Origin of the sequence: Acinetobacter sp. ANC 4654 (assembly GCF_002135425.1) — a bacterium.
In the GTDB taxonomy this organism is placed as follows: Bacteria; Pseudomonadota; Gammaproteobacteria; order Pseudomonadales; family Moraxellaceae; genus Acinetobacter; species Acinetobacter kyonggiensis.
Genome location: NZ_NEGL01000009.1, coordinates 152,373 through 172,169, shown reverse-complemented (window position 1 = coordinate 172,169; position 19,797 = coordinate 152,373). Strand labels below are relative to the sequence as shown.

Genomic DNA, 19,797 nt, shown 5'->3' with positions numbered 1-19,797 from the left:
CCCATGTGAGAGTAAGTCATCGCCAGCTCATTATTCCTGAAAACACCCCAACTCAAACGAGTTGGGGTGTTTTTTTATGCGCGGAAGTTGATAAATCAAATATTGGTGAATAAAGAAATCCAATACAAAAACAAGCAATGATCATATGGATTGGTATTTATATAAAATCAGGCACTTAGTTGAGAATACATTTGCACGATTGAAGCATTTTAGAGGGGTTGCAACTCATTATGACAAGCTAAAACGAAACTATGAAAATTCAGTTGCGCTTGCTTGTATCTTTATTGGGTTACCATTATGAAATGTCAACAGACCCTAAAATTAGGAAAAATAGCTTTTAAATGTCACCCGTATTGACCTCTCAATATTATGTTTGATGCATAGCGGATAATAAATTTAGTTTAGCGATGAAATTTTACTTACGCATTATTTTTTTGAACTACAAAGACAATGATCTACTAGTTTATGAATCAATAGGTGTCTTATATCTATAATGCACTTTTCAATGTTTTTTGATGTTGTTGCACTTGATTTGCATATTTTTTGCCTTGGCGCTTCATTTTCCAACTGGATTCATAGCCCGTAGGTCCGACATTGTAATAAGCAAGAGCCTTTTTCCAACTTCCGGCAGATTGATTATATTTGGCTAAAATATATGTACCACAATTAATATTATTATTTTCTTCTATCAGATCTCCAGAACAGGTTTGTTGCCAGTAACGAGGGATAATTTGAGTGAGTCCGACGGCACCTGCGGGTGAAATAGCATAGTTTTTATAACTTGATTCTTGTCGAATCATGGCAGCTAATAGTAATGGATCAACATTATACTTATCAGCACTTTGAACAATCATAGGTGATACACGATTTGCTGTATTTGGTTCAACAGCATAAGCTTTTTGTATGCCCATAGATAATTTAGTAGACCGTTTAGCAATTGAGCCACCGCCTAAAGATGAACAACCTGTAAAAGCTAGAGCAATAATGGCTATAGTTGCGAATTTAAATGTACAGAAATGAGTATTTAATAATTGTGATTGTAAGTGAGATGTAATCAACAAGGTTAGAAGCCAAAAGTAAAATTTTATTGAAAGTTATGCTAGTGACCTTAGTCGCTAGAGTCAATAGTTGATGTTTTGTGTTATTTACTCGATTTGTGAAAAATGTTGATTTTAAAATTATTAACTGATTTTGAAAAGAAAATTATTTCATATAAATAGGGCATCTTATCATTTTGATGCAACGTATTCATTAAAAGGCATTTTAGCTGTTTAATTCTTTTAAGATGGCTTCATTAAAAGCTGGAATATCATCGGGGCATCGTGAAGTAATTAAAGGCCAATTGTGGATATTACAACGATGAACATCTTCATTTACCCAATTTCCGCCCGCATTTTCTAGATCCAATTTGATGCTTTTATAAGAGGTTAAAATTTTACCTTTAATTCGTCCAGCATTGATTAAAACCCAAGGTGCATGACAAATAGCGGCAATAGGTTTCGCATTATCTGTGAAGTATTGAATAATTCTATGTGCATCTTGATTTAGCCTAAGTATATCAGCATTTATAGTTCCCCCAGGAATCACCAAAATATCATAATCTTGTGCTGAAACTTTAGCTAAAGTGGTTTGTGGAATATAAGAGGTTGCAGATCCTTTACCACTTTTAACTGTATGTACTTCCTTTTGTTCTTCAGCAGCATGAATCACCTCAATGCCTTTCGATTGTAAAAATTCAAGTGGTTTGATTAGTTCATCGTGTTCTATACCAAGATTAGAGGTAATAAATAATGCTTTTTTAGACATGTTAAAAATCCTGAATTTTGTATTTGAATTCTGACATTAACAAAGTATATTCGATGAAGCTGTACAAAATTTAGCTTGTTCTTGTTAAGGTTTGAAAAAATTGAGTGAAAAATAAGCCCCATACGTGATGAGGCTTATTTTATATAGATTTCAAGTTAGACCTTTTTCTTACTTTTATGCATCCTGCTTACGTCGTTTATTATTTTTATTATTGGAAACATCCTATTTCCTGATAATTTAATCATATAGTTTGGGATCTATCTTAACTAGCCGAGATTGTATACTTTAGTTGTAAGTAATTGCGTACAAAATATAGATCATTGGTCGGTAAAAAAGAGTCGAAGAATGACTAATTTTCTATTGTTCTAATATTTAGACGTACATTAAAGTAGTTTTTGCATCCAAATTTCACAAGCATGGCTATGTCCAGTATTTCCTTTAGGTTGGTCTAAATATTTAAAACCTAATTTTTCATACAGTTTGATTGCTTGCCACAATTCCTTGGTCGTTTCTAGATAACAAGATTTAAAACCTTGTTGCTCAGTAAAGTGAAAACTTTTTTCTAGTATTTGTTTAGCAAAGCCTAAACTACGAATTTCTGGCAGAAAATACATTTTTTGAATTTCTAGGATCGTTTCATCACCTTTTAGTTCGGATAAACCGCCACCACCAAATATTTGGCCGTGTTCATTTTCAATGATCCAATACTGGCTGTTTTTCTGTGAATATACGCTGTATAAATCATCTAAAATTGAATCAGCTACGGCAAAACCAGATTCAGCAGCGAGTCCAAATTCTTTGGAAACTTTACGAATAATGCGTGCAATTTCAGTATTGTCTTGGGTTTGGATGGGTCTGATGTGATACATAAACTTAAATCAATAACAATAAAAAAAGAGATGGATTTTTATAACAAAAAATTCATCTCTTGTAAGTTCTTTTTCGATTAAAAAATCACAAAACTATTTTAATTCACTTGAATTTTTTCCTAATTCACGACGTGCAATAATGAGCTGTTGAATTTGTTGTGTACCTTCAAAAATGTCGAGAATTTTTGAGTCACGCGCCCATTTTTCCAATAATTCATCTTCGTTATAGCCAACTGTTGCAGCCAATTCGACACATTTTAATGTGATTTCATTACAAATTCGTCCTGCCTTGGCTTTTGAAATAGAAGCTTCACGTGAGTTTGGTTTTTTATTGTCAGCCATCCACGCAGCTTTCATGGTCAGTAAACGTGCAGCTTCCCATTCTGCCTCCATCCGATAAATTTGTGCGGCTATATAGGATGTCTGTAAATAGGGGGTAGCATAATTTTCATCGAGTTGATCTTTAAAAATTTCTTTAATTCTTTCTAGCGATGCTTTGGCACAGCCCACAGCCATTGCAGCGACCAAAGGGCGAGTGTTATCAAAAGTTTCCATGACACCAGCGAAACCTTTTGCCATATCAATTTCAGCGTGACCCAATAAATTTACACTGGGTACACGACAATCAATAAAGCTAATCACGGCAGTATCGGATGCTTTAATACCGAGTTTATGTTCCAGACGTTCTACTTTCATTCCCGCAGTTCCTTTCGGAACGACAAAGGATTTAATCGCAGCTCGACCTTGTTTTTTATCTAAGGTTGCCCAAACGACAACAGAGTCAGCACGTTCACCTGAAGTCACGAAAATTTTTTCACCATTTAAAATATAATCATCGCCATCTTTGGTTGCAGTGGTACGAATTGCAGCGGAATCTGAACCACAGCCAGATTCGGTAATGGCCATTGCGGCCCATGTGCCTTTGAAGCGTTCTAGCTGTTCATCGTTTGCGACAGCAGCGATTGCGGAATTACCTAAACCTTGACGCGGCATACTCAGTAATAATCCCGTATCTCCATAGCACATCTCAATGACACCGAGTGCCGTAGACATATTGACACCATTTTTATTTCCAGCTTCTGTGTTGCCACGTTTTCCGACGGCAGCACCTGCGTTCATGCCTTCGCCACCATCGTTCATCCCATCAAGGATTGAGGCAAACATATCGAGTTCTTTAGGATAGCTATGTTCGGCTTTATCGTATTTACGTGAAATAGGGCGCAGTACATTGACAGCCGTTTCATGGGCTTGATCTATCAGTAGCTTAAATTTTTTAGGATTTTGTAAGTTCATGTGCTTTATTCCTTATTTTGATAGATTAAGCATGTAAGCCTGAATGTAAGATTGCTGTTGCACGTAAATCACGATACCAACGTTCTACGGGGTGCTCTTTGGTAAAGCCATGACCCCCTAAAATTTGCACACCATTCGTGCCAATTTGCATGGATTTTTCTGCACAGAGTAAACGTGCTAAATAGGCTTCGCGATGAAAAGCTTGACCTGCTTCTGCAAGACTTGCCGCATTTAAAATCAGCATACGCATCGCATCAATTTCAATTGCCATATCTGCAATCATAAATGCCACACTTTGACGGTGTGAAATAGGTTCACCAAAAGCAGTACGTTCATTGGCATAGTGAATACAGTAAGCTTTCACTGCTTCACAAGTACCAACAGCCATAGCGCACCACATTAAATTGCCTAAGTCTAAGAAAGCTGGATAATTAAAGTCTTCATCACCTAACAATTCAGCAGGGGTTTGGTTGAACTTTAAAGTCATGGTTTCTGCGGCTTTCATCCCCATAGCTGTGCTTTTTTTTGCGGTAATAGTGTGGTTGCGTTTTACAATGAACACCTCTGCTGAGCCATTAAGTTCGGCATTTACCAGCAATAAATCAGCCGTTTCACCTAAGATAACTAAGGTTTTTTCTCCATTAATGGTGTATTTGCCATTGTTTGAAGTCGCTTTAGTTTTTAAGTTGAATGGATTAAATGCAGGAGTTGCTTCTTGTATCGCAAACGTTGCTTGGATGTCACTTTCATTGGCAAAGCTGGGTAAATAGGTCGCTTGAATTTTTTCCGAACCCCATTGTGTAATTGCATTTATTACACTGAAGGTAGAAAGTAAACCCGCAGTTAAGCTGAAATCACCTTTAGCTAAATGTTCAGCAATCAAAATATTACTTAAAATATTTTTTTCTGTTGCCACGCCACCTAAGGCTTCAGGAAGCGCATAGTAATTTAATCCTAGATTTGTACAGTGTTGCCAAAGCACCGTTGGAAATTTTTCATCTTGATCCGCTTGATGTGCCAAAGGATAGAGGACTTCAGATGCAAATTGATCCATTGCATCACAGGTCATTTGTTGTTCTTCGGTGAGATTTAAATCGAAGAGTGATTTTTGTTGATTGGGCAGACGCTGTTTATGAATTTTTGCATCTGCTTTAAATACTTTTTGGGTTTTGCTTAAGGTCTTAAAACTAATTTTTGAGCCTTGATATAAAGACTTTTCCAGAAATTTACGTAGCTTGAGCTGATCAAGAACGTCACTACCCGCAATTTTGGTGATGAGTGAAAGTCCAAATCCTTGTGCCTTGTTTACCATATTGGTCATTATTATCGTCCATTAGTTTTTGATTTTTTGTATTTTTATGCTGACATGTGGACATAGAAAAGACTATGTCGTTGCTGACAATTAAAATTGACTTAGATGAATGGTTTTAAGTTTTTTTAAAATTTCTTAAACTACTGAATAATATTTGTTTTTTTAGATTTTTATTTGGCATCAGAAATAGGGGATTGACTAGAATGACAATAAGTTCATTCTAGTCTAGATGGTTTTATAAGAATTTTTCAACCATTTTACGGACATTGGTTTTTGCATCAATCACGGTCATAAATGTGTATGCACCAATGAATTTACGGCTAATAAACATAAATTCTTTTGGTGGTACGCTGAAATAACGCGATGCCATTGATTTAGATGCACGCTGCATTACACGGCTATGTAGTTGGCTCTTTTTCCAATCGTAACGCTGTTGTTCATCCATAACGCCTTCAGGTAAGTCTGGATTGTTTGCGATTGTACTAAAGGCTTCAGTGGCTAATAAAAAGACTTTCGCCATATCGGGTTTAATGCTTTGAGGAATGGAATCAAAGAATTCATAACCAGTCATGGCATTGACCATTTCATCAATATTATGATGATAGCCGGCTTGAATTAAATTGCGAGCAACGCTTAGCAAATGCTCATCAAATTGACGAATCGCACCAAAATCTAACAGTACAATTTTATCTTTATTGTCTGATCCATTGCCCAATTGCACCAAATAATTGCCAAAATTTGGATCGGTTTGCATTTCGCCCCATTCAAAAATTTCACGGACGGCAATTTCTAATGATGCTTCACCGAGTTGATTACGACGTTCTTGAGGCAGAGACAACATCACAGGGCTATTGATTGGGACACCACGTTCAAAAGTCATACAGAGAATTTGATCTGTGCAGTACTCATCAATAATGTGCGGTACGACATAGCGTGGGTCATCTTTTAAACGTTCTGCAAAACGACGCGTAGTCGCAGCTTCAATGTCATAGTTGACTTCACGATGTAGCATTTCACGAACTTCATCGAACCATTGATCAAATTCACGGGTTTGCGGCACGATGCGCGTCAGTTTAAGCATATTTTTAAATAAGCTCATATCTGAATCAATAGCATCGGCTACACCAGGATATTGGATTTTAAGCACAATTTCCAAGCCATCTGATTTGCGAGTGGCACGATGTACTTGCGCCAATGAGGCTGTGCCCAAAGGTTCATGGTCAATCGTTAAATCATCTAATTTAGAACCTAATTGTTGTTCTAAATGTTGCTTAATGGCAGGCCATGCGAGGGCAATAGTTTGATTGTTTAACGTATTAAGCGCTTGTGTGATTTCTTCAGGTAAAAAATGTTCGCCATATAGCGCCATCATTTGACCAATTTTAACGATCGAACCTTTGAGTTTACCAATTTCAGAAACAAGATAATCGGCTTGCTCTTTCATGGCTTTTTTACGTTTCTTTTCTTTTTCTGCTTCACTGGAAAACATAGTTGTCGCATTAGATGCAGCCCAACGAGTTCCTGCTAGTAAGGATGCTTTAGCGATAGATAAGCGTCGATCCATAGAGGAAGTTTTAAGTTGTTTAAGCTTATCGTTCTGATCTGACATTAAACAAAATCCTTTAATCAGCAAGTCGCAGAATAATTAATTGTAGCGGATATTAACGTGTATTGGCGTATTAAAAAAGTTCAACATGCTTAAATAGGGTATGAATATGCTGAATATTTAATTCATTTTTCATATTTTACCAAGATGAACCGATACTTTCATGTTACCAGTTCAATTGCTAACGACAGTTACAGTACTTTTTTTAAGAAGGCCTATTTCAAAGGGGATTCGTTGCCAGCTATCTATTGGCCACTTACATATTGAATTGAATTTTAATATTACTTTTTTGCTTTAACGTCGTTTTATTGTCTTGAATATACTGAAAAATCATGGCTTGAACAGTATCATGCTGAAAACCAAGTGAATAACCTTTTACAATGATGATGCTAGGTAGACTAAAAAATAGATATTTAGCATCATCTTCAGTCGCTGTTGCATAAATGCCGTGTTGAATGAGAGTTTCTTGGAAAAACTTTTTTTCATGTAAAACTTGAGTGGATAACGTGTCATTCCAATAATTTTGACGCATTGCCATTAAATTGTTGTGTTTATAACTCATAATAAAAGATTCGATGCTGAATTGAATGAGACTGTGTTCAATATAAGGGCATTTGTGCCGAATTCAATATGAAAATTGCAATGAGCTTTTTGATCTTTAGATTTCAACATGCTGTGATAGGAATCTGTAGATGATTACTGTACTATTCATAAAATAAAAGAATAGAATTTTAAATGAGTCATGTCGACAAGGGGAAGTCATGCGATTCGGATCAGCCATTTTTGGATGTATCGTTGCTTTGGGATCAAGTACAGCTTTTGCTAATGGATACTCAGCAGTATATACGCAGTGTTTAAATAAAGCTTACGGTGATCTAGAAATCATTAAAAAGTGTGTAAGTATGGAACAGGAAAAACAAACTAAATTACTTAAAAAGTATTACGAAAAAGTTTTGGAAAATAATACTCAGCATACGGTAAATATTAAACAACAGCGTCAACTTTGGCAAAGTCAGGTTGAGCAGCGCTGTTATTCAGCGCTAAAAAGTGATTTTGGTAAAATAAGGCAAGCGAAGTGCCAGTTAGAGATGACCATGAACCAAGTCGCTTATTATCAAAGTAAGCAATTAGGTCTGAGTTAATTGTGCATGAATGTCATGCAAGCGTTATAAAAACCAGTAAAACAAGGTATCATAAGGCGTTTAAAAATATCGACCTTGGAGAAGCCTTAAGTGGATCAACTGACCATTAGCCCTGAACATTTGCAGGAAGCCGCTGAAAACCTAATTACCATTCGCGATTTTATTCGTTTTGGTGTTTCAGCTCTACGTCAATATGATGCACATTTAGGTCAAGGTACGGAAGACTTTTTTGCTGAAAGTTCGGCTTTAGTGTTGCAAACATTGGCATTGGATTGGAGTGCGAATCCAGAAATTTTAGATGCAAAATTATTGCCAAGTGAAAAAGCAGAATTTATCAGTTTGCTTGAACGTCGTATCAATGAAAAAGTGCCAACCTCTTATTTATTGAATTTGGCTTACTTCTGTGACAAGCCATATTACGTAGATGAACGTGTGCTTATCCCACGTTCACCGATTGCAGAATTGATTAATCAGCGTTTTGCACCGTACTGCTTAGATGAAAACGGTCAAGTACGCGAGGCTTTAAATAATCTGCCTGAAAATACAAATCCTAAAATGCCACGTCGTATTTTAGATATGTGTACAGGTTCTGGTTGTATCGCAATTGCTTTGGCATATGCATTCCCTGAATCTGAAGTAGATGCCACCGATATTTCTAAAGAAGCTTTAGAAGTGGCTTCGATTAATGCTGAACATCACAATATGCAATATCAAGTTGCATTGATGGAATCAGATCTATTTGCAAAAATTCCTGCTGAAAATCAATATGACTTAATCGTGTCAAATCCTCCGTATGTGGATGCTGAAGACATGGCTGATTTACCTGCTGAATTTTTACATGAACCAGAACTTGCACTTGCTGCGGGTCAAGATGGTTTAGATTTAGTGCGTAAAATGTTAGCGCAAGCTGCTGATTACTTGACTGAAGATGGCTTAATCGTGATTGAAGTTGGTAATTCTGAATGGGCAATGAAACAGAATTTTAATACTGTGGATTTCCATTGGTTAACGTTCCAAAAAGGTGGTTCAGGTATTTTTGCTTTAACAGCAGAACAATGCCGTAAATACCGTGATTTATTTGTAAAATCGGTTCAAGCATAAGGAGTTGTGAACATGGCAGGTAATAGTATTGGACAGCTGTTCCGTGTAACGACTTGTGGTGAATCTCATGGCGTTGGCCTCATGGCAATTGTCGATGGTGTTCCGCCAGGTTTAGAACTTTCTGAAGCCGATTTGCAATACGATTTAGACCGTCGTAAGCCGGGCACCTCTAAATTTGCAACTCAACGTAAAGAACCCGATGAGGTTGAAATTATTTCAGGTGTGTTTGAAGGTAAAACCACAGGTACATCGATTGGTTTACTGATTCGTAATACCGACCAGAAATCGAAAGACTATGGCAATATTGCACAAACCTTCCGTCCGGGGCATGCAGATTATACCTATACCCAAAAGTATGGCTTTCGTGATTACCGTGGTGGTGGTCGTTCAAGTGCGCGTGAAACAGCGATGCGTGTAGCGGCAGGTGCAATTGCTAAAAAATATCTTGCTGAAAAATTTGCGATTGATATTCGTGGTCATGTCACGCAAATTGGCACAGAAAAAGCAGAAAAATTGGATTGGGCAGAAGTTCCGAACAATCCTTTTTTCTGTGGTGATGTTGATGCGGTGTCTCGTTTTGAAGCTTTAGTGACTTCATTGCGTGAACAAGGAACAAGTTGTGGTGCAAAGCTTGAAATTGTTGCCGAAAAAGTTCCAGTAGGTTGGGGCGAGCCTGTATTCGATCGTTTAGATGCCGACATTGCCCATGCAATGATGAGTATCAATGCGGTTAAAGGTGTTGAAATTGGCGATGGTTTTGCAGTTGCAGAACAGTTTGGTCATGAAACGCGTGATGAGTTAACAACCGATGGTTTCTTGGCAAATCATGCGGGCGGTATTTTGGGTGGTATTTCATCTGGGCAAACGATTCGTGTGGCAATTGCATTAAAACCAACTGCAAGTATTACCACGCCGGGTAAAACCATTAATATTGATCGTCAAGATACCGATGTATTAACCAAAGGTCGTCATGATCCTTGTGTTGGTGTACGAGCGACACCGATTGCGGAAGCCATGCTTGCCATAGTATTGATGGATCACTTTATGCGTCATCGTGCGCAAAATGCGGATGTTGTTGCGCCGTTTGCACCGATTGAGCCGAAGTAAAAGAAAACTTTTCTTTGCTCGAACATCGTTAGTGAAGAATTCATTTATACGCTTTAATAAAAAACCAGACATAAAGTCTGGTTTTTTATTTTTGAATTCGACCCAAGATCTGCTACATTTTAATTCATATTGTATAAATCACAGATCAAAATCATAACAATGAAAAACTTAAGTTTGAGAACAGCAAATTCTTCAGATATTCAAAAGTTAGTGATTCTCATCAACCAAGCTTATAGAACGAATGATTCTGCGAGTTGGACCAGTGAAGAAGGTATTGTTGCTGGGGCAAGAATCAATGAACAACAACTGCTTCATTTTTTGGCGCAAAAGAATGTACGGCTATTTGTTGCTGATGTTAAGGACAACCCACAACAGGCATTGCTTGGCTGTATTGGTTTAACTTTTCAACAAGATACAGTGGAAATCGGGACGTTTTGTGTTGCATCTTCTTGGTAAAATCAAGGTGTTGGTCGGCAGATACTTAAATATGCTGAAATGAAGGCACTGGAAATATGTGCAAATTTAAAGTTTTATGAGATGTTTGTACTTGATGCCAGATCTGAATTAATTGAATATTATGAACGGTGTGGCTACGTTAAAACCGCTTACATCGAAAATTATCCAATTCATGCAAATGTAGGCATCCCATTAATTGATTTAAAGTTACAGCAGATGAAAAAACTGATTATGCAATAGATCTAAAAATGCTAGGTGAAAGGGTTACTGAATGAAACTCAGCATTAATTTCTATTCAAGTGAGAAAATTATTAGTCTAAATAGGATTCGGCTTAGTTAATAGCTGAATCATTACAATGTTTCAGAAATTATATGATCAGACGTTGCAATATGATATTGATTTCGACCATTACTTTTCGCTGTATATAGTGCGTGATCCGCTCGTGAAATAAAATCTGAAAGCTTGTCATTGAGATGAGGAATCATTGTCGCTACACCAACACTAATAGTCACATGTTTGGAAACATTACTTTTAGGGTGGATAATTCCAATATTTCGGACTAATTCCATTAACTGCTGTACCTGAATAAGTGCTTGGTCTTTGTCTGTTACTGAGAACAATAACAAAAACTCTTCACCCCCATAACGTGCCGCTAGATCACCACTTCGTGAAGAAATTGAACCTAGTAAAATTGCGATACGTCTGAGGCATTGATCTCCTTGAATATGGCCAAGTGCATCGTTATATAGTTTAAAAAAATCTATATCAATCATCATGATTGTTATAGGTAGCTTATGACGAATTGCACTTCTCCATTCATTTTCAAGGACTTCATCTAAGTAGCGTCGATTAGCCAAGCCCGTTAAAGCATCTTGTTGTGAAAGGATCGAAAGTTGTTGTGCTTGACGCATCAGTTCTAATCGATTTAGTTCAATCATACAATTCTGTAGATAGTTTTCCCGATGTTGTCGATCGATAGCATAAGCTAAAGCCATGCCAAGGAAACTACTAAAAGTATAAGTTCTGTTTAAAATAGTCCAATCAATTGAACCGTTTAACCATGTGCTTATGCCTATGCCAATCAGACCACCACACCAACCTGCAATAATTGCAGTATAAAATCTCATGCCAACAAAGCCATAAATAATCACCACCGCATACATCATTGCAGCGTGAAAGAGCACGTTATTTTGACCTTGTTCTAATACGTTAATCAGGGTGAACGTCAGTGCAACTGCACCTGTAGAGCCAAGACAAACATAGTGATCAAACCACTTGTTCATAGAGGGAATGAAGGCAAGTAACCATGCAAAAACAATGATCATGCCAACCCAACCATAATATACGATCCATTCAAAACGCATCTCAGCGGGTAATGCTTGATAAGTACCAAAACTTAAATATAGATATAATCCTAAAATGATAGGCGCACGAAAACGAAATTCATATGCAGCTTCATTTTTATACTGGTTTTTATAAACAACTTCTAATTCTTTAGGAAACCAAACTAAATTTAGCCCGCTAGAAATTAACAAGTCAATTTGTTCTTGCCCCAGTAGATTGGATGCTTTCAACTTCATTTTATCTCTCACCACTCCCAATATTTTTATAAATGTAAAAGAGAGATTATTTTTTTGACTACGTTACACTGAATTAAATAAAATGTGTATTAGATTATAAAAGATTAATATAATTCTATTATTCAGAATTTTTCTGTATTCAATATTTAACTAATATAATCATTAAGCTTAATAAAATGTTATATAAATAGAAATAGTTACAATTTAAACAACAATGATTGTGTATTTATTGTATTTAGATAAAATCTAAAAATTAGCAATCATAGAATATGGTTGAATTAAGTCATACGAATAGGATGCATCGCAATGACTGCTATGAATCAATATGGAACAAAATTAGAAATTACAGCTCATTCGGAGTGGTCTCAAAAGTTTTGGGATGAACTTTTTCCTGCAAAAGAACGAGTGAGTAAACACCCTTTATTTTTAGATATGGCAAATGGATCATTGAGTCTAGAATGTTTTCGTTCAGCATTACTCAATTTTTATCCTTTAGTTGCTCATTTTCCATCTTATATGGCTGGTGCGCTTACTAAAGCAACATCATTTTCTCTAGAGGGGGTCATAGATACTAGAAATTGGTTAATTCAAAATATTAAAGTTGAAGAAAGTCATCTGCGTTGGTATCAAGATTGGGCTAGAGGTTTTGGTTTAACAGCTGAAATGTTAAATGAAGTTAGACCTCCTGCTGCAATGAATGCAGTGAATCATTTTCTATGGGATGTTAATTTTAGAGGAACTTTAGCAGAAAGTATTGCTGCAACAAATTTAGCAATTGAATGGGCAACAGGGGACTGGACAATACAAGTTTACAAAGGAATACAAGCATATACAGAGCACCCAAAAGTAAGCATTAATAAGCGATCTTTGGCTTGGTTAAGAGCACATGCTCATTATGATGATTTACATCCGTATGAAGCAATGGAGCTTATCAAGCGGTTGTGTGATAAAGATCCTGTGTTACAGAAGAAAGCATTTTTAGCTGCACAAGAAGGTTTGGCGTATTATGAATTAGCGTTAGATGCATGCTACAAATTACGTTAGAAAGATTTACAAACCGTTATTTAGAAGAAAACTGTACCAATTTTTAGCTTTGGGGCAAAAGTATTATTTAATATTAGATAATACTTCATTTTACCGAAGTGGAAATATAAGACAGACTGTATAAGCATATGGTTGTATTTTAATCTATTTACCACCTTATTTTTCTGCGTTAAATCTAATAGAAAAATATTGGGCAGTGCTCAAGCAAAAAATAAGATTGCTACTATTCTTCGGGCATTGCTCTTTTAGGATGCGTTGGAAATCATTTGTAGCTCTTAAAATGTTTTGGTCATATTAAACTTAAATATCAGTGATGGAGTGTTATTTACTTTAGAGCTATTAAAAATCAAAAAATTATTTTAAATATTTGATATATATGTATATTTAATAAAATTAAATTGGTTAACAAATTTAATTAATTTAGTGTTCGCAAATGGTATAAAAATTGCTCATATTAGAATAAGCAATTATTGCAGGAGAGATGTTCTTCTGTGAACACGCCGAAGGAGCAACGACCCCGGAAACTCTCAGGCAAAAGGACTGTAATAATTTTAAAAATCTGGAGAGAAGCATATAAAATATGCTCACCGAAGGGGATGGTCAGCGTTGAAATTTTTAGCGTCATGGTCGAAGCTCTCAGGTACCAATGACAGATGGGGCTCATAGAAATGTCAGGACATTTCAAGGGAGTGTCGTATGTGTCATATTGTTGTGATTGGATCGGGAATTACTGGTGTTACTTCTGCCTATGAGTTGGCAAAACTAGGCTATAAAGTCACCGTGATTGATAAACATTTATATGCTGCTATGGAAACATCGTTTGCCAATGGTGGGCAACTTTCAGCATGTAATGCAGAGGTTTGGAATCAAAAATCTACCGTGCTAAAGGGCATGAAGTGGATGTTTAATAAAAATGCACCTTTGCTGCTTAATCCTTCATTTGACCTGCATAAATATGGCTGGTTAATAGAATTCCTCGGTAATATTAAACACTATGAAGCCAATACGCGTGATACCGTAAAAATGGCATTATTGGCACGTGAGCGTTTATTTACCGTGGCTGAAGAAGAGAATATTCAGTTTGATTTAGAGAAACGTGGAATTCTTCACTTTTATCACAATAAATTGGATTATGAAGTAGCCACTCGGGTTAATACCTTACTGAATGAAGGTGGGCTAGAACGAAATGCGGTTACGCCAGAAGAAATTAAAAGTATAGAACCGAGTTTAAAGGGTGAGTATTATGGTGGCTTTTATTGCCCAGGGGATGCAACAGGAGATATTCATAAATTTACAATAGGTTTAGCCAAAGCCTCTGAAAAATATGGCGTGAAGTATGTGTTTGGTATGGAAGTCACTGATGTGAAGCATCATGCCAAAGGTGTTACGGTGCTTTATCATGCAAGTAATGAAAATATGCAATTGGATGCGACTACAGTGGAATCACTAGAGGCCGATGCGATTGTGGTTTGTGGTGGTGTTGGCAGTTACCATTTGGCAAATTTATTAGGTGATCGAGTCAATATTTATCCAGTGAAGGGATATTCGATTACGCTCAATTTAAATGATGAAGATAGTGTTAAGCATGCACCATGGGTTAGTTTACTGGATGAAAGTGCAAAAATTGTGACTTCGCGTTTAGGTGCAGACCGTTTAAGGGTCGCAGGAACAGCAGAATTTAATGGTTATAATCTTGATATTCGAGCAGACCGTATTCAACCACTGACAGACTGGGTGAATAAAAATTTTAATATTAGCACTGAAAATGTTGTGCCGTGGGCAGGTTTACGTCCAATGATGCCAAACATGATGCCGACTGTCCGACGTGGTAAACGTGAACGAGTGTTTTATAATACAGGGCATGGACATTTAGGTTGGACGTTATCTGCTGCAACAGCAGTGATGATTAGTCAGGAAGTGGCATCACAACATCCCATTTAATTGTATAGAAACTAAAAAAGTGCAACGTGATATGTTGCATTTTTTTTGTTAGTTTAATATATGATGATCAAAAAAAATTTCGTGAGATACAAGAAAATGAACAAAGTCTGTCCAGTGATTCTGAGAAAAAACAATCACGTATTGGAAGTTTTGCTTTTTAAACATCCGACAGCAGGTATTCAACTTGTAAAAGGTACGATTCAAAAATCAGAACAAATCTTTCATGCCGCTATGCGTGAATTGTATGAAGAATCGGGCATCGTTGTGGAAGAACAACAATGTTATGATTGGGGAACACATCAAATAAGCAACCAAGCGTGGCATTTTATTTTTTGTGATACTTCAAGTCAAGATTTAGAGGATCAATGGTGTTATGACACATTAGATGATTATGGGCATTGTTTTGAGTTTTTTTGGGAAAATATAAATACATATAACATTCTAGATTTACATTGCAAGTATGTACAAGCCCTAGATTTGATCAGGCAAAAAATGAATCTTTATTTGCTGTAAGCAATAAAAAGTTGCTAATACTCAATTTCAAAAAAATAATGAATGCATTCAAAAATTAATCATAAAGCCGATATACACCGACAAAACGTTCACAGCCTTTTTGCTTGGTTTTGACCGATAAAATTGCTTTATTGAAATTGAACTGATATTTACAATCATGTTCGTTATCTATAATTTCATCTTTCTTTTCTGTAGTTGTATACGCCAAGAATGGAATGGTTTGAGTTTCTAATTTATTGTTCGGGTTGCGGTAGGCAATACCTTCAATTTTAATTTTATCTTTGGTAAGTTGGTGGACTTGTAAATGCACAGGTTGACTGGCAATTTTTCCATTTTCAAATTTTAAATAGTGGTTGGTTAAACTCTGATTCAGTGATGTGTAAAAATTAAGATCCTCAATGCGTAATTCAAATTGTTGTTTATAACAATCTAAACTTTTACATTGCTGTAAGCGCTTAAACCATAAGGTATGTGTGTCTTCTAATAAATGAACAGGTGCATCACTGACTAAAAAAGCAGTTATATAATGATTGCTTAATTTCTCTCGAGATTCTAAAAAACCTTCAGCGCAAATATTTTTCATTGACGATGTATTTGGGCGAGAGCAGTCAATTTCTTGAGCATAAGTCATGGTTGAGCACAAACAGCCAATACTGAATAATGTGCTTAATGTTTTAATGAGATTAATATCGGTATTCACCAGCATGATCGCTTATAATTTCACTATGTTGCGCTGATGTAACTATAGCGAAATAGAAAGCGTGAATACAACATTTCAATCATTTATTTCTTAAGGATGCTAAAAGTGGTCGCACAAATTCGAATTGGTCAGGGAATGGATGTACACGCCTTTGAAGAAGGTGATTTTGTAACTTTAGCAGGCATTAAAATTCCCCATACACATGGCTTAAAAGCCCATTCAGATGGTGATGTCGTGCTGCATGCTTTATGTGATGCTTTATTGGGGGCGTTAGCTTTAGGGGATATCGGGCAGCATTTCCCTGATACGAATGTAAAATTTAAAGGTGTAGATAGCCGAGTTTTACTTAAGCATGTCTATCAACTTATTTTGGATCGGGGTTATGTGTTAAATAATGCTGATATTACGGTTGCGTGCGAACGTCCAAAATTAGCCAAACATAATTTAGAAATGCGTCAAAGTATTGCTGACGTTTTAAACGTGCATGTCACGCAAATTAGTATTAAAGCGACAACCACAGAACAGCTAGGTTTTACAGGACGTCAGGAAGGGATTTTGGCAACGGCAACAGTCTTGATTTCACATCAAGCAAAATGATCTGGATGGATGAGTGCCTGTTGTAATTCTTTGGTGGCTTTACGACCTTGCAGTTGTAAAGCGACCGCATGGATTAAGCCTGTCCATGTGTCATTGGGTTCCCAAATGCTATGCATCAGCTCTTGCGCCGTAGGCATATCCATATCCATAGAATATTGACGATATAAATACATCAAACAACTGACATGATAATTTTTACTACAGTGAACCCAAACCATTTGTTCTTGTACTAAATGAGCAAGCATATCTAATATTAGTAAACATTGGTCATCAGATGGGGTTTCAGCAGAAATAGGCAATTGAATATAGTTTAAGCCTAAATCTAAACAAATTTTATCTTCATGAGTTAAATACTGCTTTGCATCAGATAATCCCAAATTTACAATTGTCGTGACACCGTATTCTTTAATCAGCTTTAACTGTTCAGCAGATGGCTGAGCCGATGTGAATAGGTGTTCGTGAATAAACTGGAAATTTTCAATATGGCTTAATGCATTTTCAATTTCATTCATAAGATAAAACTTTTCCTAAGGTTAAAGTAGAAACGCCATCAATCAAGATGGCGTTTTAAATCTCTTAGCGATTTGGTAAAACGTCTTTGAGTGCTTCATGCATATCAAGTAGGGCTTTTTCAGTGGTTTCCCAATCAATACAGCCATCTGTCACTGATTGACCATATTCAAGATCATCCAGATTTTCAGGAATATCTTGACGACCACCTTTGAGATGGCTTTCAACCATAAGACCAACAATTGACTTGTTACCATCTAGAATTTGTTCTGTGATGTTTTTTAGTACAAGCGGTTGTAAATACGGGTCTTTATTTGAATTGGCATGACTGGCATCAATCATAATTTTGTTGCTTACTTTGGCTTTGGCTAAAGCATTTTCAGCTTCTGCAACAGAACCTGCGTCATAGTTTGGTTTGCCATTACCACCACGAAGTACGACGTGTGCATATGGGTTGCCACTGGTACGAATGACAGAAACTTGACCTTGATCATTTAAACCGAGGAAGCTGTGACCATGTTTAACAGATTGCATCGCATTGGTTGCAACGGTTAAACCACCGTCTGTACCATTTTTAAATCCAACAGGAGAAGATAAACCTGAAGACATTTCACGGTGAGTTTGACTTTCAGTGGTACGCGCACCAATCGCTGACCATGAAATAAGGTCTTGATAATATTGTGGTGAGTTTGGATCAAGTGCTTCAGTGGCACATGGCAAACCTTTATTATTGAGTTCAACTAAAAGTTGACGACCAATACGAAGACCTTTTTCAATGTTAAAAGAATCATTCATGTCAGGGTCATTAATTAAACCTTTCCAGCCCACAGTGGTTCGTGGTTTTTCAAAGTAAACACGCATCACGATATAAAGCGTATCTTTAATTTTTTCGCTTAACACTTTTAAACGATCTGCATACTCATGTGCAGCAACCGTGTCATGAATTGAGCAAGGACCAATGACCACAAATAGACGGTTGTCTTTACCATCAAGAATATTGCGAATGGTTTCTCGACCTTTTAAGACAGTTTGATAGGCATGTTCAGTCAGAGGTAACTCTTTTTTTAATTCAGCAGGAGTTACAAGAGGCTGAATGCTTTGTACATTCACGTCATCGATGTCAGATTGTGTAATAGGATTTGACTGTAGTGTATTCATTGCCGTCACTGGTTTGATCATACAAGAGTTTTTTTAGTAGCCTGAATATAACACGATTTAAGCGGTGAGTTGCTATACAAAACACCAATAAATCCGTGAAAAAAACCAATTAATCGCATAGATAGCTTAACCGTTGTTCGATTTTTCAACAGTTAAAATCATAGCAGTTGTTGGTTTTTCAACAGGTTTTACTTTTACTGGATGAAGGATAAAGTTAATACCTAATGCGAATAAGGTAATGCCTAAAATTTTACGGATAATTTTTTCAGGTAAGCGTGAACTAATTAAAGTTCCCACCACAATGGCAGGGATTGAACCCACTAATAACCAACCGAGTAAGTGTAAATCTACATTACCCGAACTCATATGTCCTAAGCCTGCAACTAAAGTTAAAAGTACCGCGTGTACCACGTCAGATCCAATAATACGAATCATGGGTAAATTTGGAAACATGAGCACCAATGCCATAATACCAAATGCACCCGCACCGACTGAGGATAAAGTGACAAATACACCCAACACGATACCCATAATTACAATATAAACACGTTTATCTTTGGCACTAAAATTAACTTTTTCTAAATCTTGTGTCATATCTAGTGTTTCATTTTTACGAAACTTGTTAAAGAAGCGTTCGATATGCCCACGGAAAACGATAGAAACACCTGTTAAAGTCAACATAAAACCTAAAACAGTGGTCAGAACAGCTTTATAGCTTGTAGATTGACTTAAATAGTTTTCTAAAACCCAATGAGTGCACAATGATGCAGGAATACTGCCGACAGCCAGCCAAATCACAATCGGCCAGACAATATTCATTTTTTTAGCATGTACCATTGAACCGCAAAATTTAGAGATTGCGGCATAAAGCAAGTCAGTACCAATGGCAATGTGTGGCTCAATTCGAAACAAACTAATTAGAATAGGCGTCATGAGTGAACCACCGCCAACACCTGTAATGCCGACGCAGAAGCCGACGATAACACCCGCTAAAATAAATTCAATTGGACCAAACATGGTTATATGCCAAATATCAAAAAACGTGCATATGTTATGACTAT

20 protein-coding genes, 1 pseudogene and 1 riboswitch are annotated in these 19,797 nt (G+C 36.6%); of the genes and pseudogenes, 9 read left to right on the top strand and 12 right to left on the bottom strand.

Features of this window, described 5'->3' with window-relative positions; all coding sequences use genetic code 11:
• Positions 1-130: 130 nt before the first annotated feature.
• Positions 131-301, top strand: a pseudogene (locus tag B9T24_RS17380) (transposase); the annotation flags it as partial.
• Positions 302-488: 187 nt separating this feature from the next.
• Here B9T24_RS17380 and B9T24_RS14415 read toward each other — a convergent pair.
• The 7 genes from B9T24_RS14415 to B9T24_RS14385 form a co-directional block, all read right to left on the bottom strand.
• A complete protein-coding gene (locus tag B9T24_RS14415; protein WP_228145733.1) occupies positions 489-992 on the bottom strand; it encodes a lytic transglycosylase domain-containing protein in 504 nt (167 codons plus the stop codon).
• A gap of 271 nt (positions 993-1,263) precedes the next feature.
• Entirely contained in the window at positions 1,264-1,806 is a 543-nt protein-coding gene (locus B9T24_RS14410; protein ID WP_086166405.1) for a type 1 glutamine amidotransferase domain-containing protein, read from the bottom strand.
• Between the two features lie 383 nt (positions 1,807-2,189).
• Positions 2,190-2,675, bottom strand: coding sequence for a GNAT family N-acetyltransferase (locus B9T24_RS14405; RefSeq protein WP_086166404.1), 486 nt, complete (start codon positions 2,673-2,675; stop codon positions 2,190-2,192).
• Between the two features lie 93 nt (positions 2,676-2,768).
• Entirely contained in the window at positions 2,769-3,968 is a 1,200-nt protein-coding gene (locus B9T24_RS14400; protein ID WP_086166403.1) for an acyl-CoA dehydrogenase family protein, read from the bottom strand.
• Positions 3,969-3,993: 25 nt separating this feature from the next.
• The gene (locus tag B9T24_RS14395) at positions 3,994-5,280 is read right to left on the bottom strand and encodes an acyl-CoA dehydrogenase family protein (RefSeq protein WP_171264917.1); all 1,287 of its coding nucleotides are present in this window, start codon (positions 5,278-5,280) and stop codon (positions 3,994-3,996) included.
• 235 nt (positions 5,281-5,515) lie between these two features.
• Positions 5,516-6,889, bottom strand: coding sequence for an ABC1 kinase family protein (locus B9T24_RS14390; RefSeq protein ID WP_086166401.1), 1,374 nt, complete (start codon positions 6,887-6,889; stop codon positions 5,516-5,518).
• A gap of 253 nt (positions 6,890-7,142) precedes the next feature.
• Positions 7,143-7,448, bottom strand: a complete 306-nt coding sequence (locus B9T24_RS14385; RefSeq protein ID WP_086166400.1) for a hypothetical protein — start codon at positions 7,446-7,448, stop codon at positions 7,143-7,145.
• A gap of 199 nt (positions 7,449-7,647) precedes the next feature.
• Here B9T24_RS14385 and B9T24_RS14380 point away from each other — a divergent pair, with 199 nt between their 5' ends.
• The 4 genes from B9T24_RS14380 (at position 7,648) to B9T24_RS17230 (ending at position 10,692) form a co-directional block, all read left to right on the top strand.
• Entirely contained in the window at positions 7,648-8,028 is a 381-nt protein-coding gene (locus B9T24_RS14380; RefSeq protein ID WP_086166399.1) for a hypothetical protein, read from the top strand.
• Positions 8,029-8,118: 90 nt separating this feature from the next.
• On the top strand, positions 8,119-9,129 hold the full coding sequence (prmB, locus tag B9T24_RS14375) for a 50S ribosomal protein L3 N(5)-glutamine methyltransferase (RefSeq protein WP_086166398.1): 1,011 nt from the start codon (positions 8,119-8,121) through the stop codon (positions 9,127-9,129).
• Positions 9,130-9,141: 12 nt separating this feature from the next.
• Positions 9,142-10,236 carry a chorismate synthase gene (gene aroC, locus B9T24_RS14370; RefSeq protein WP_086166397.1) on the top strand — a complete coding sequence of 365 codons (1,095 nt, stop codon included), beginning with the start codon at positions 9,142-9,144 and terminating at the stop codon, positions 10,234-10,236.
• A gap of 159 nt (positions 10,237-10,395) precedes the next feature.
• Complete coding sequence (locus tag B9T24_RS17230) at positions 10,396-10,692, top strand: hypothetical protein (protein WP_228145730.1); 297 nt, start codon at positions 10,396-10,398, stop codon at positions 10,690-10,692.
• Positions 10,693-11,043: 351 nt separating this feature from the next.
• On the opposite strand, the gene B9T24_RS14360 is transcribed toward B9T24_RS17230, so the two are convergent.
• Positions 11,044-12,273 (bottom strand): GGDEF domain-containing protein, encoded by a 1,230-nt coding sequence (locus B9T24_RS14360; protein WP_086166396.1) that lies wholly within the window; start codon positions 12,271-12,273, stop codon positions 11,044-11,046.
• 306 nt (positions 12,274-12,579) lie between these two features.
• Between B9T24_RS14360 and B9T24_RS14355 the strand changes: the two genes are divergently transcribed.
• The 3 genes from B9T24_RS14355 (at position 12,580) to B9T24_RS14345 (ending at position 15,771) form a co-directional block, all read left to right on the top strand.
• Positions 12,580-13,317, top strand: coding sequence for a TenA family transcriptional regulator (locus B9T24_RS14355; protein ID WP_086166395.1), 738 nt, complete (start codon positions 12,580-12,582; stop codon positions 13,315-13,317).
• A gap of 463 nt (positions 13,318-13,780) precedes the next feature.
• Positions 13,781-13,870: riboswitch (glycine riboswitch) on the top strand.
• Between the two features lie 143 nt (positions 13,871-14,013).
• Positions 14,014-15,258 carry a D-amino acid dehydrogenase gene (locus tag B9T24_RS14350; protein ID WP_086166394.1) on the top strand — a complete coding sequence of 415 codons (1,245 nt, stop codon included), beginning with the start codon at positions 14,014-14,016 and terminating at the stop codon, positions 15,256-15,258.
• A 60-nt stretch (positions 15,259-15,318) separates the two neighbouring features.
• A complete protein-coding gene (locus tag B9T24_RS14345) occupies positions 15,319-15,771 on the top strand; it encodes an NUDIX domain-containing protein (RefSeq protein WP_086166393.1) in 453 nt (150 codons plus the stop codon).
• 55 nt (positions 15,772-15,826) lie between these two features.
• On the opposite strand, the gene B9T24_RS14340 is transcribed toward B9T24_RS14345, so the two are convergent.
• Entirely contained in the window at positions 15,827-16,477 is a 651-nt protein-coding gene (locus B9T24_RS14340) for a hypothetical protein (protein ID WP_086166392.1), read from the bottom strand.
• Positions 16,478-16,576: 99 nt separating this feature from the next.
• Between B9T24_RS14340 and ispF the strand changes: the two genes are divergently transcribed.
• On the top strand, positions 16,577-17,068 hold the full coding sequence (ispF, locus tag B9T24_RS14335; RefSeq protein WP_086166391.1) for a 2-C-methyl-D-erythritol 2,4-cyclodiphosphate synthase: 492 nt from the start codon (positions 16,577-16,579) through the stop codon (positions 17,066-17,068).
• On the opposite strand, the gene B9T24_RS14330 is transcribed toward ispF, so the two are convergent.
• From B9T24_RS14330 to B9T24_RS14320, 3 genes are all read right to left on the bottom strand, one after another.
• On the bottom strand, positions 17,056-17,580 hold the full coding sequence (locus B9T24_RS14330; protein WP_086166390.1) for a protein tyrosine phosphatase family protein: 525 nt from the start codon (positions 17,578-17,580) through the stop codon (positions 17,056-17,058). The two genes, ispF and B9T24_RS14330, sit on opposite strands and share 13 nt — an antisense overlap.
• A 64-nt stretch (positions 17,581-17,644) precedes the next feature.
• Entirely contained in the window at positions 17,645-18,736 is a 1,092-nt protein-coding gene (locus B9T24_RS14325) for a 3-deoxy-7-phosphoheptulonate synthase (RefSeq protein WP_143223758.1), read from the bottom strand.
• Between the two features lie 126 nt (positions 18,737-18,862).
• Positions 18,863-19,753 carry a sulfite exporter TauE/SafE family protein gene (locus tag B9T24_RS14320; RefSeq protein ID WP_086166388.1) on the bottom strand — a complete coding sequence of 297 codons (891 nt, stop codon included), beginning with the start codon at positions 19,751-19,753 and terminating at the stop codon, positions 18,863-18,865.
• Between the last annotated feature and the right edge of the window lie 44 nt (positions 19,754-19,797).

Excerpts from the sequence above, each read along its gene's own strand:
- B9T24_RS14410 (WP_086166405.1), bottom strand. The coding sequence starts at position 1,806 with ATGTCTAAAAAAGCATTATTTATTACCTCTAATCTTGGTATAGAACAC.
- B9T24_RS14405 (WP_086166404.1), bottom strand. The coding sequence starts at position 2,675 with ATGTATCACATCAGACCCATCCAAACCCAAGACAATACTGAAATTGCA.
- B9T24_RS14400 (WP_086166403.1), bottom strand. The coding sequence starts at position 3,968 with ATGAACTTACAAAATCCTAAAAAATTTAAGCTACTGATAGATCAAGCC.
- B9T24_RS14395 (WP_171264917.1), bottom strand. The coding sequence starts at position 5,280 with ATGGTAAACAAGGCACAAGGATTTGGACTTTCACTCATCACCAAAATT.
- B9T24_RS14390 (WP_086166401.1), bottom strand. The coding sequence starts at position 6,889 with ATGTCAGATCAGAACGATAAGCTTAAACAACTTAAAACTTCCTCTATG.
- B9T24_RS14385 (WP_086166400.1), bottom strand. The coding sequence starts at position 7,448 with ATGAGTTATAAACACAACAATTTAATGGCAATGCGTCAAAATTATTGG.
- B9T24_RS14380 (WP_086166399.1), top strand. The coding sequence starts at position 7,648 with ATGCGATTCGGATCAGCCATTTTTGGATGTATCGTTGCTTTGGGATCA.
- aroC (WP_086166397.1), top strand. The coding sequence starts at position 9,142 with ATGGCAGGTAATAGTATTGGACAGCTGTTCCGTGTAACGACTTGTGGT.
- B9T24_RS17230 (WP_228145730.1), top strand. The coding sequence starts at position 10,396 with ATGAAAAACTTAAGTTTGAGAACAGCAAATTCTTCAGATATTCAAAAG.
- B9T24_RS14360 (WP_086166396.1), bottom strand. The coding sequence starts at position 12,273 with ATGAAGTTGAAAGCATCCAATCTACTGGGGCAAGAACAAATTGACTTG.
- B9T24_RS14355 (WP_086166395.1), top strand. The coding sequence starts at position 12,580 with ATGACTGCTATGAATCAATATGGAACAAAATTAGAAATTACAGCTCAT.
- B9T24_RS14350 (WP_086166394.1), top strand. The coding sequence starts at position 14,014 with ATGTGTCATATTGTTGTGATTGGATCGGGAATTACTGGTGTTACTTCT.
- B9T24_RS14345 (WP_086166393.1), top strand. The coding sequence starts at position 15,319 with ATGATGATCAAAAAAAATTTCGTGAGATACAAGAAAATGAACAAAGTC.
- B9T24_RS14340 (WP_086166392.1), bottom strand. The coding sequence starts at position 16,477 with ATGCTGGTGAATACCGATATTAATCTCATTAAAACATTAAGCACATTA.
- B9T24_RS14330 (WP_086166390.1), bottom strand. The coding sequence starts at position 17,580 with ATGAATGAAATTGAAAATGCATTAAGCCATATTGAAAATTTCCAGTTT.
- B9T24_RS14325 (WP_143223758.1), bottom strand. The coding sequence starts at position 18,736 with ATGAATACACTACAGTCAAATCCTATTACACAATCTGACATCGATGAC.
- B9T24_RS14320 (WP_086166388.1), bottom strand. The coding sequence starts at position 19,753 with ATGTTTGGTCCAATTGAATTTATTTTAGCGGGTGTTATCGTCGGCTTC.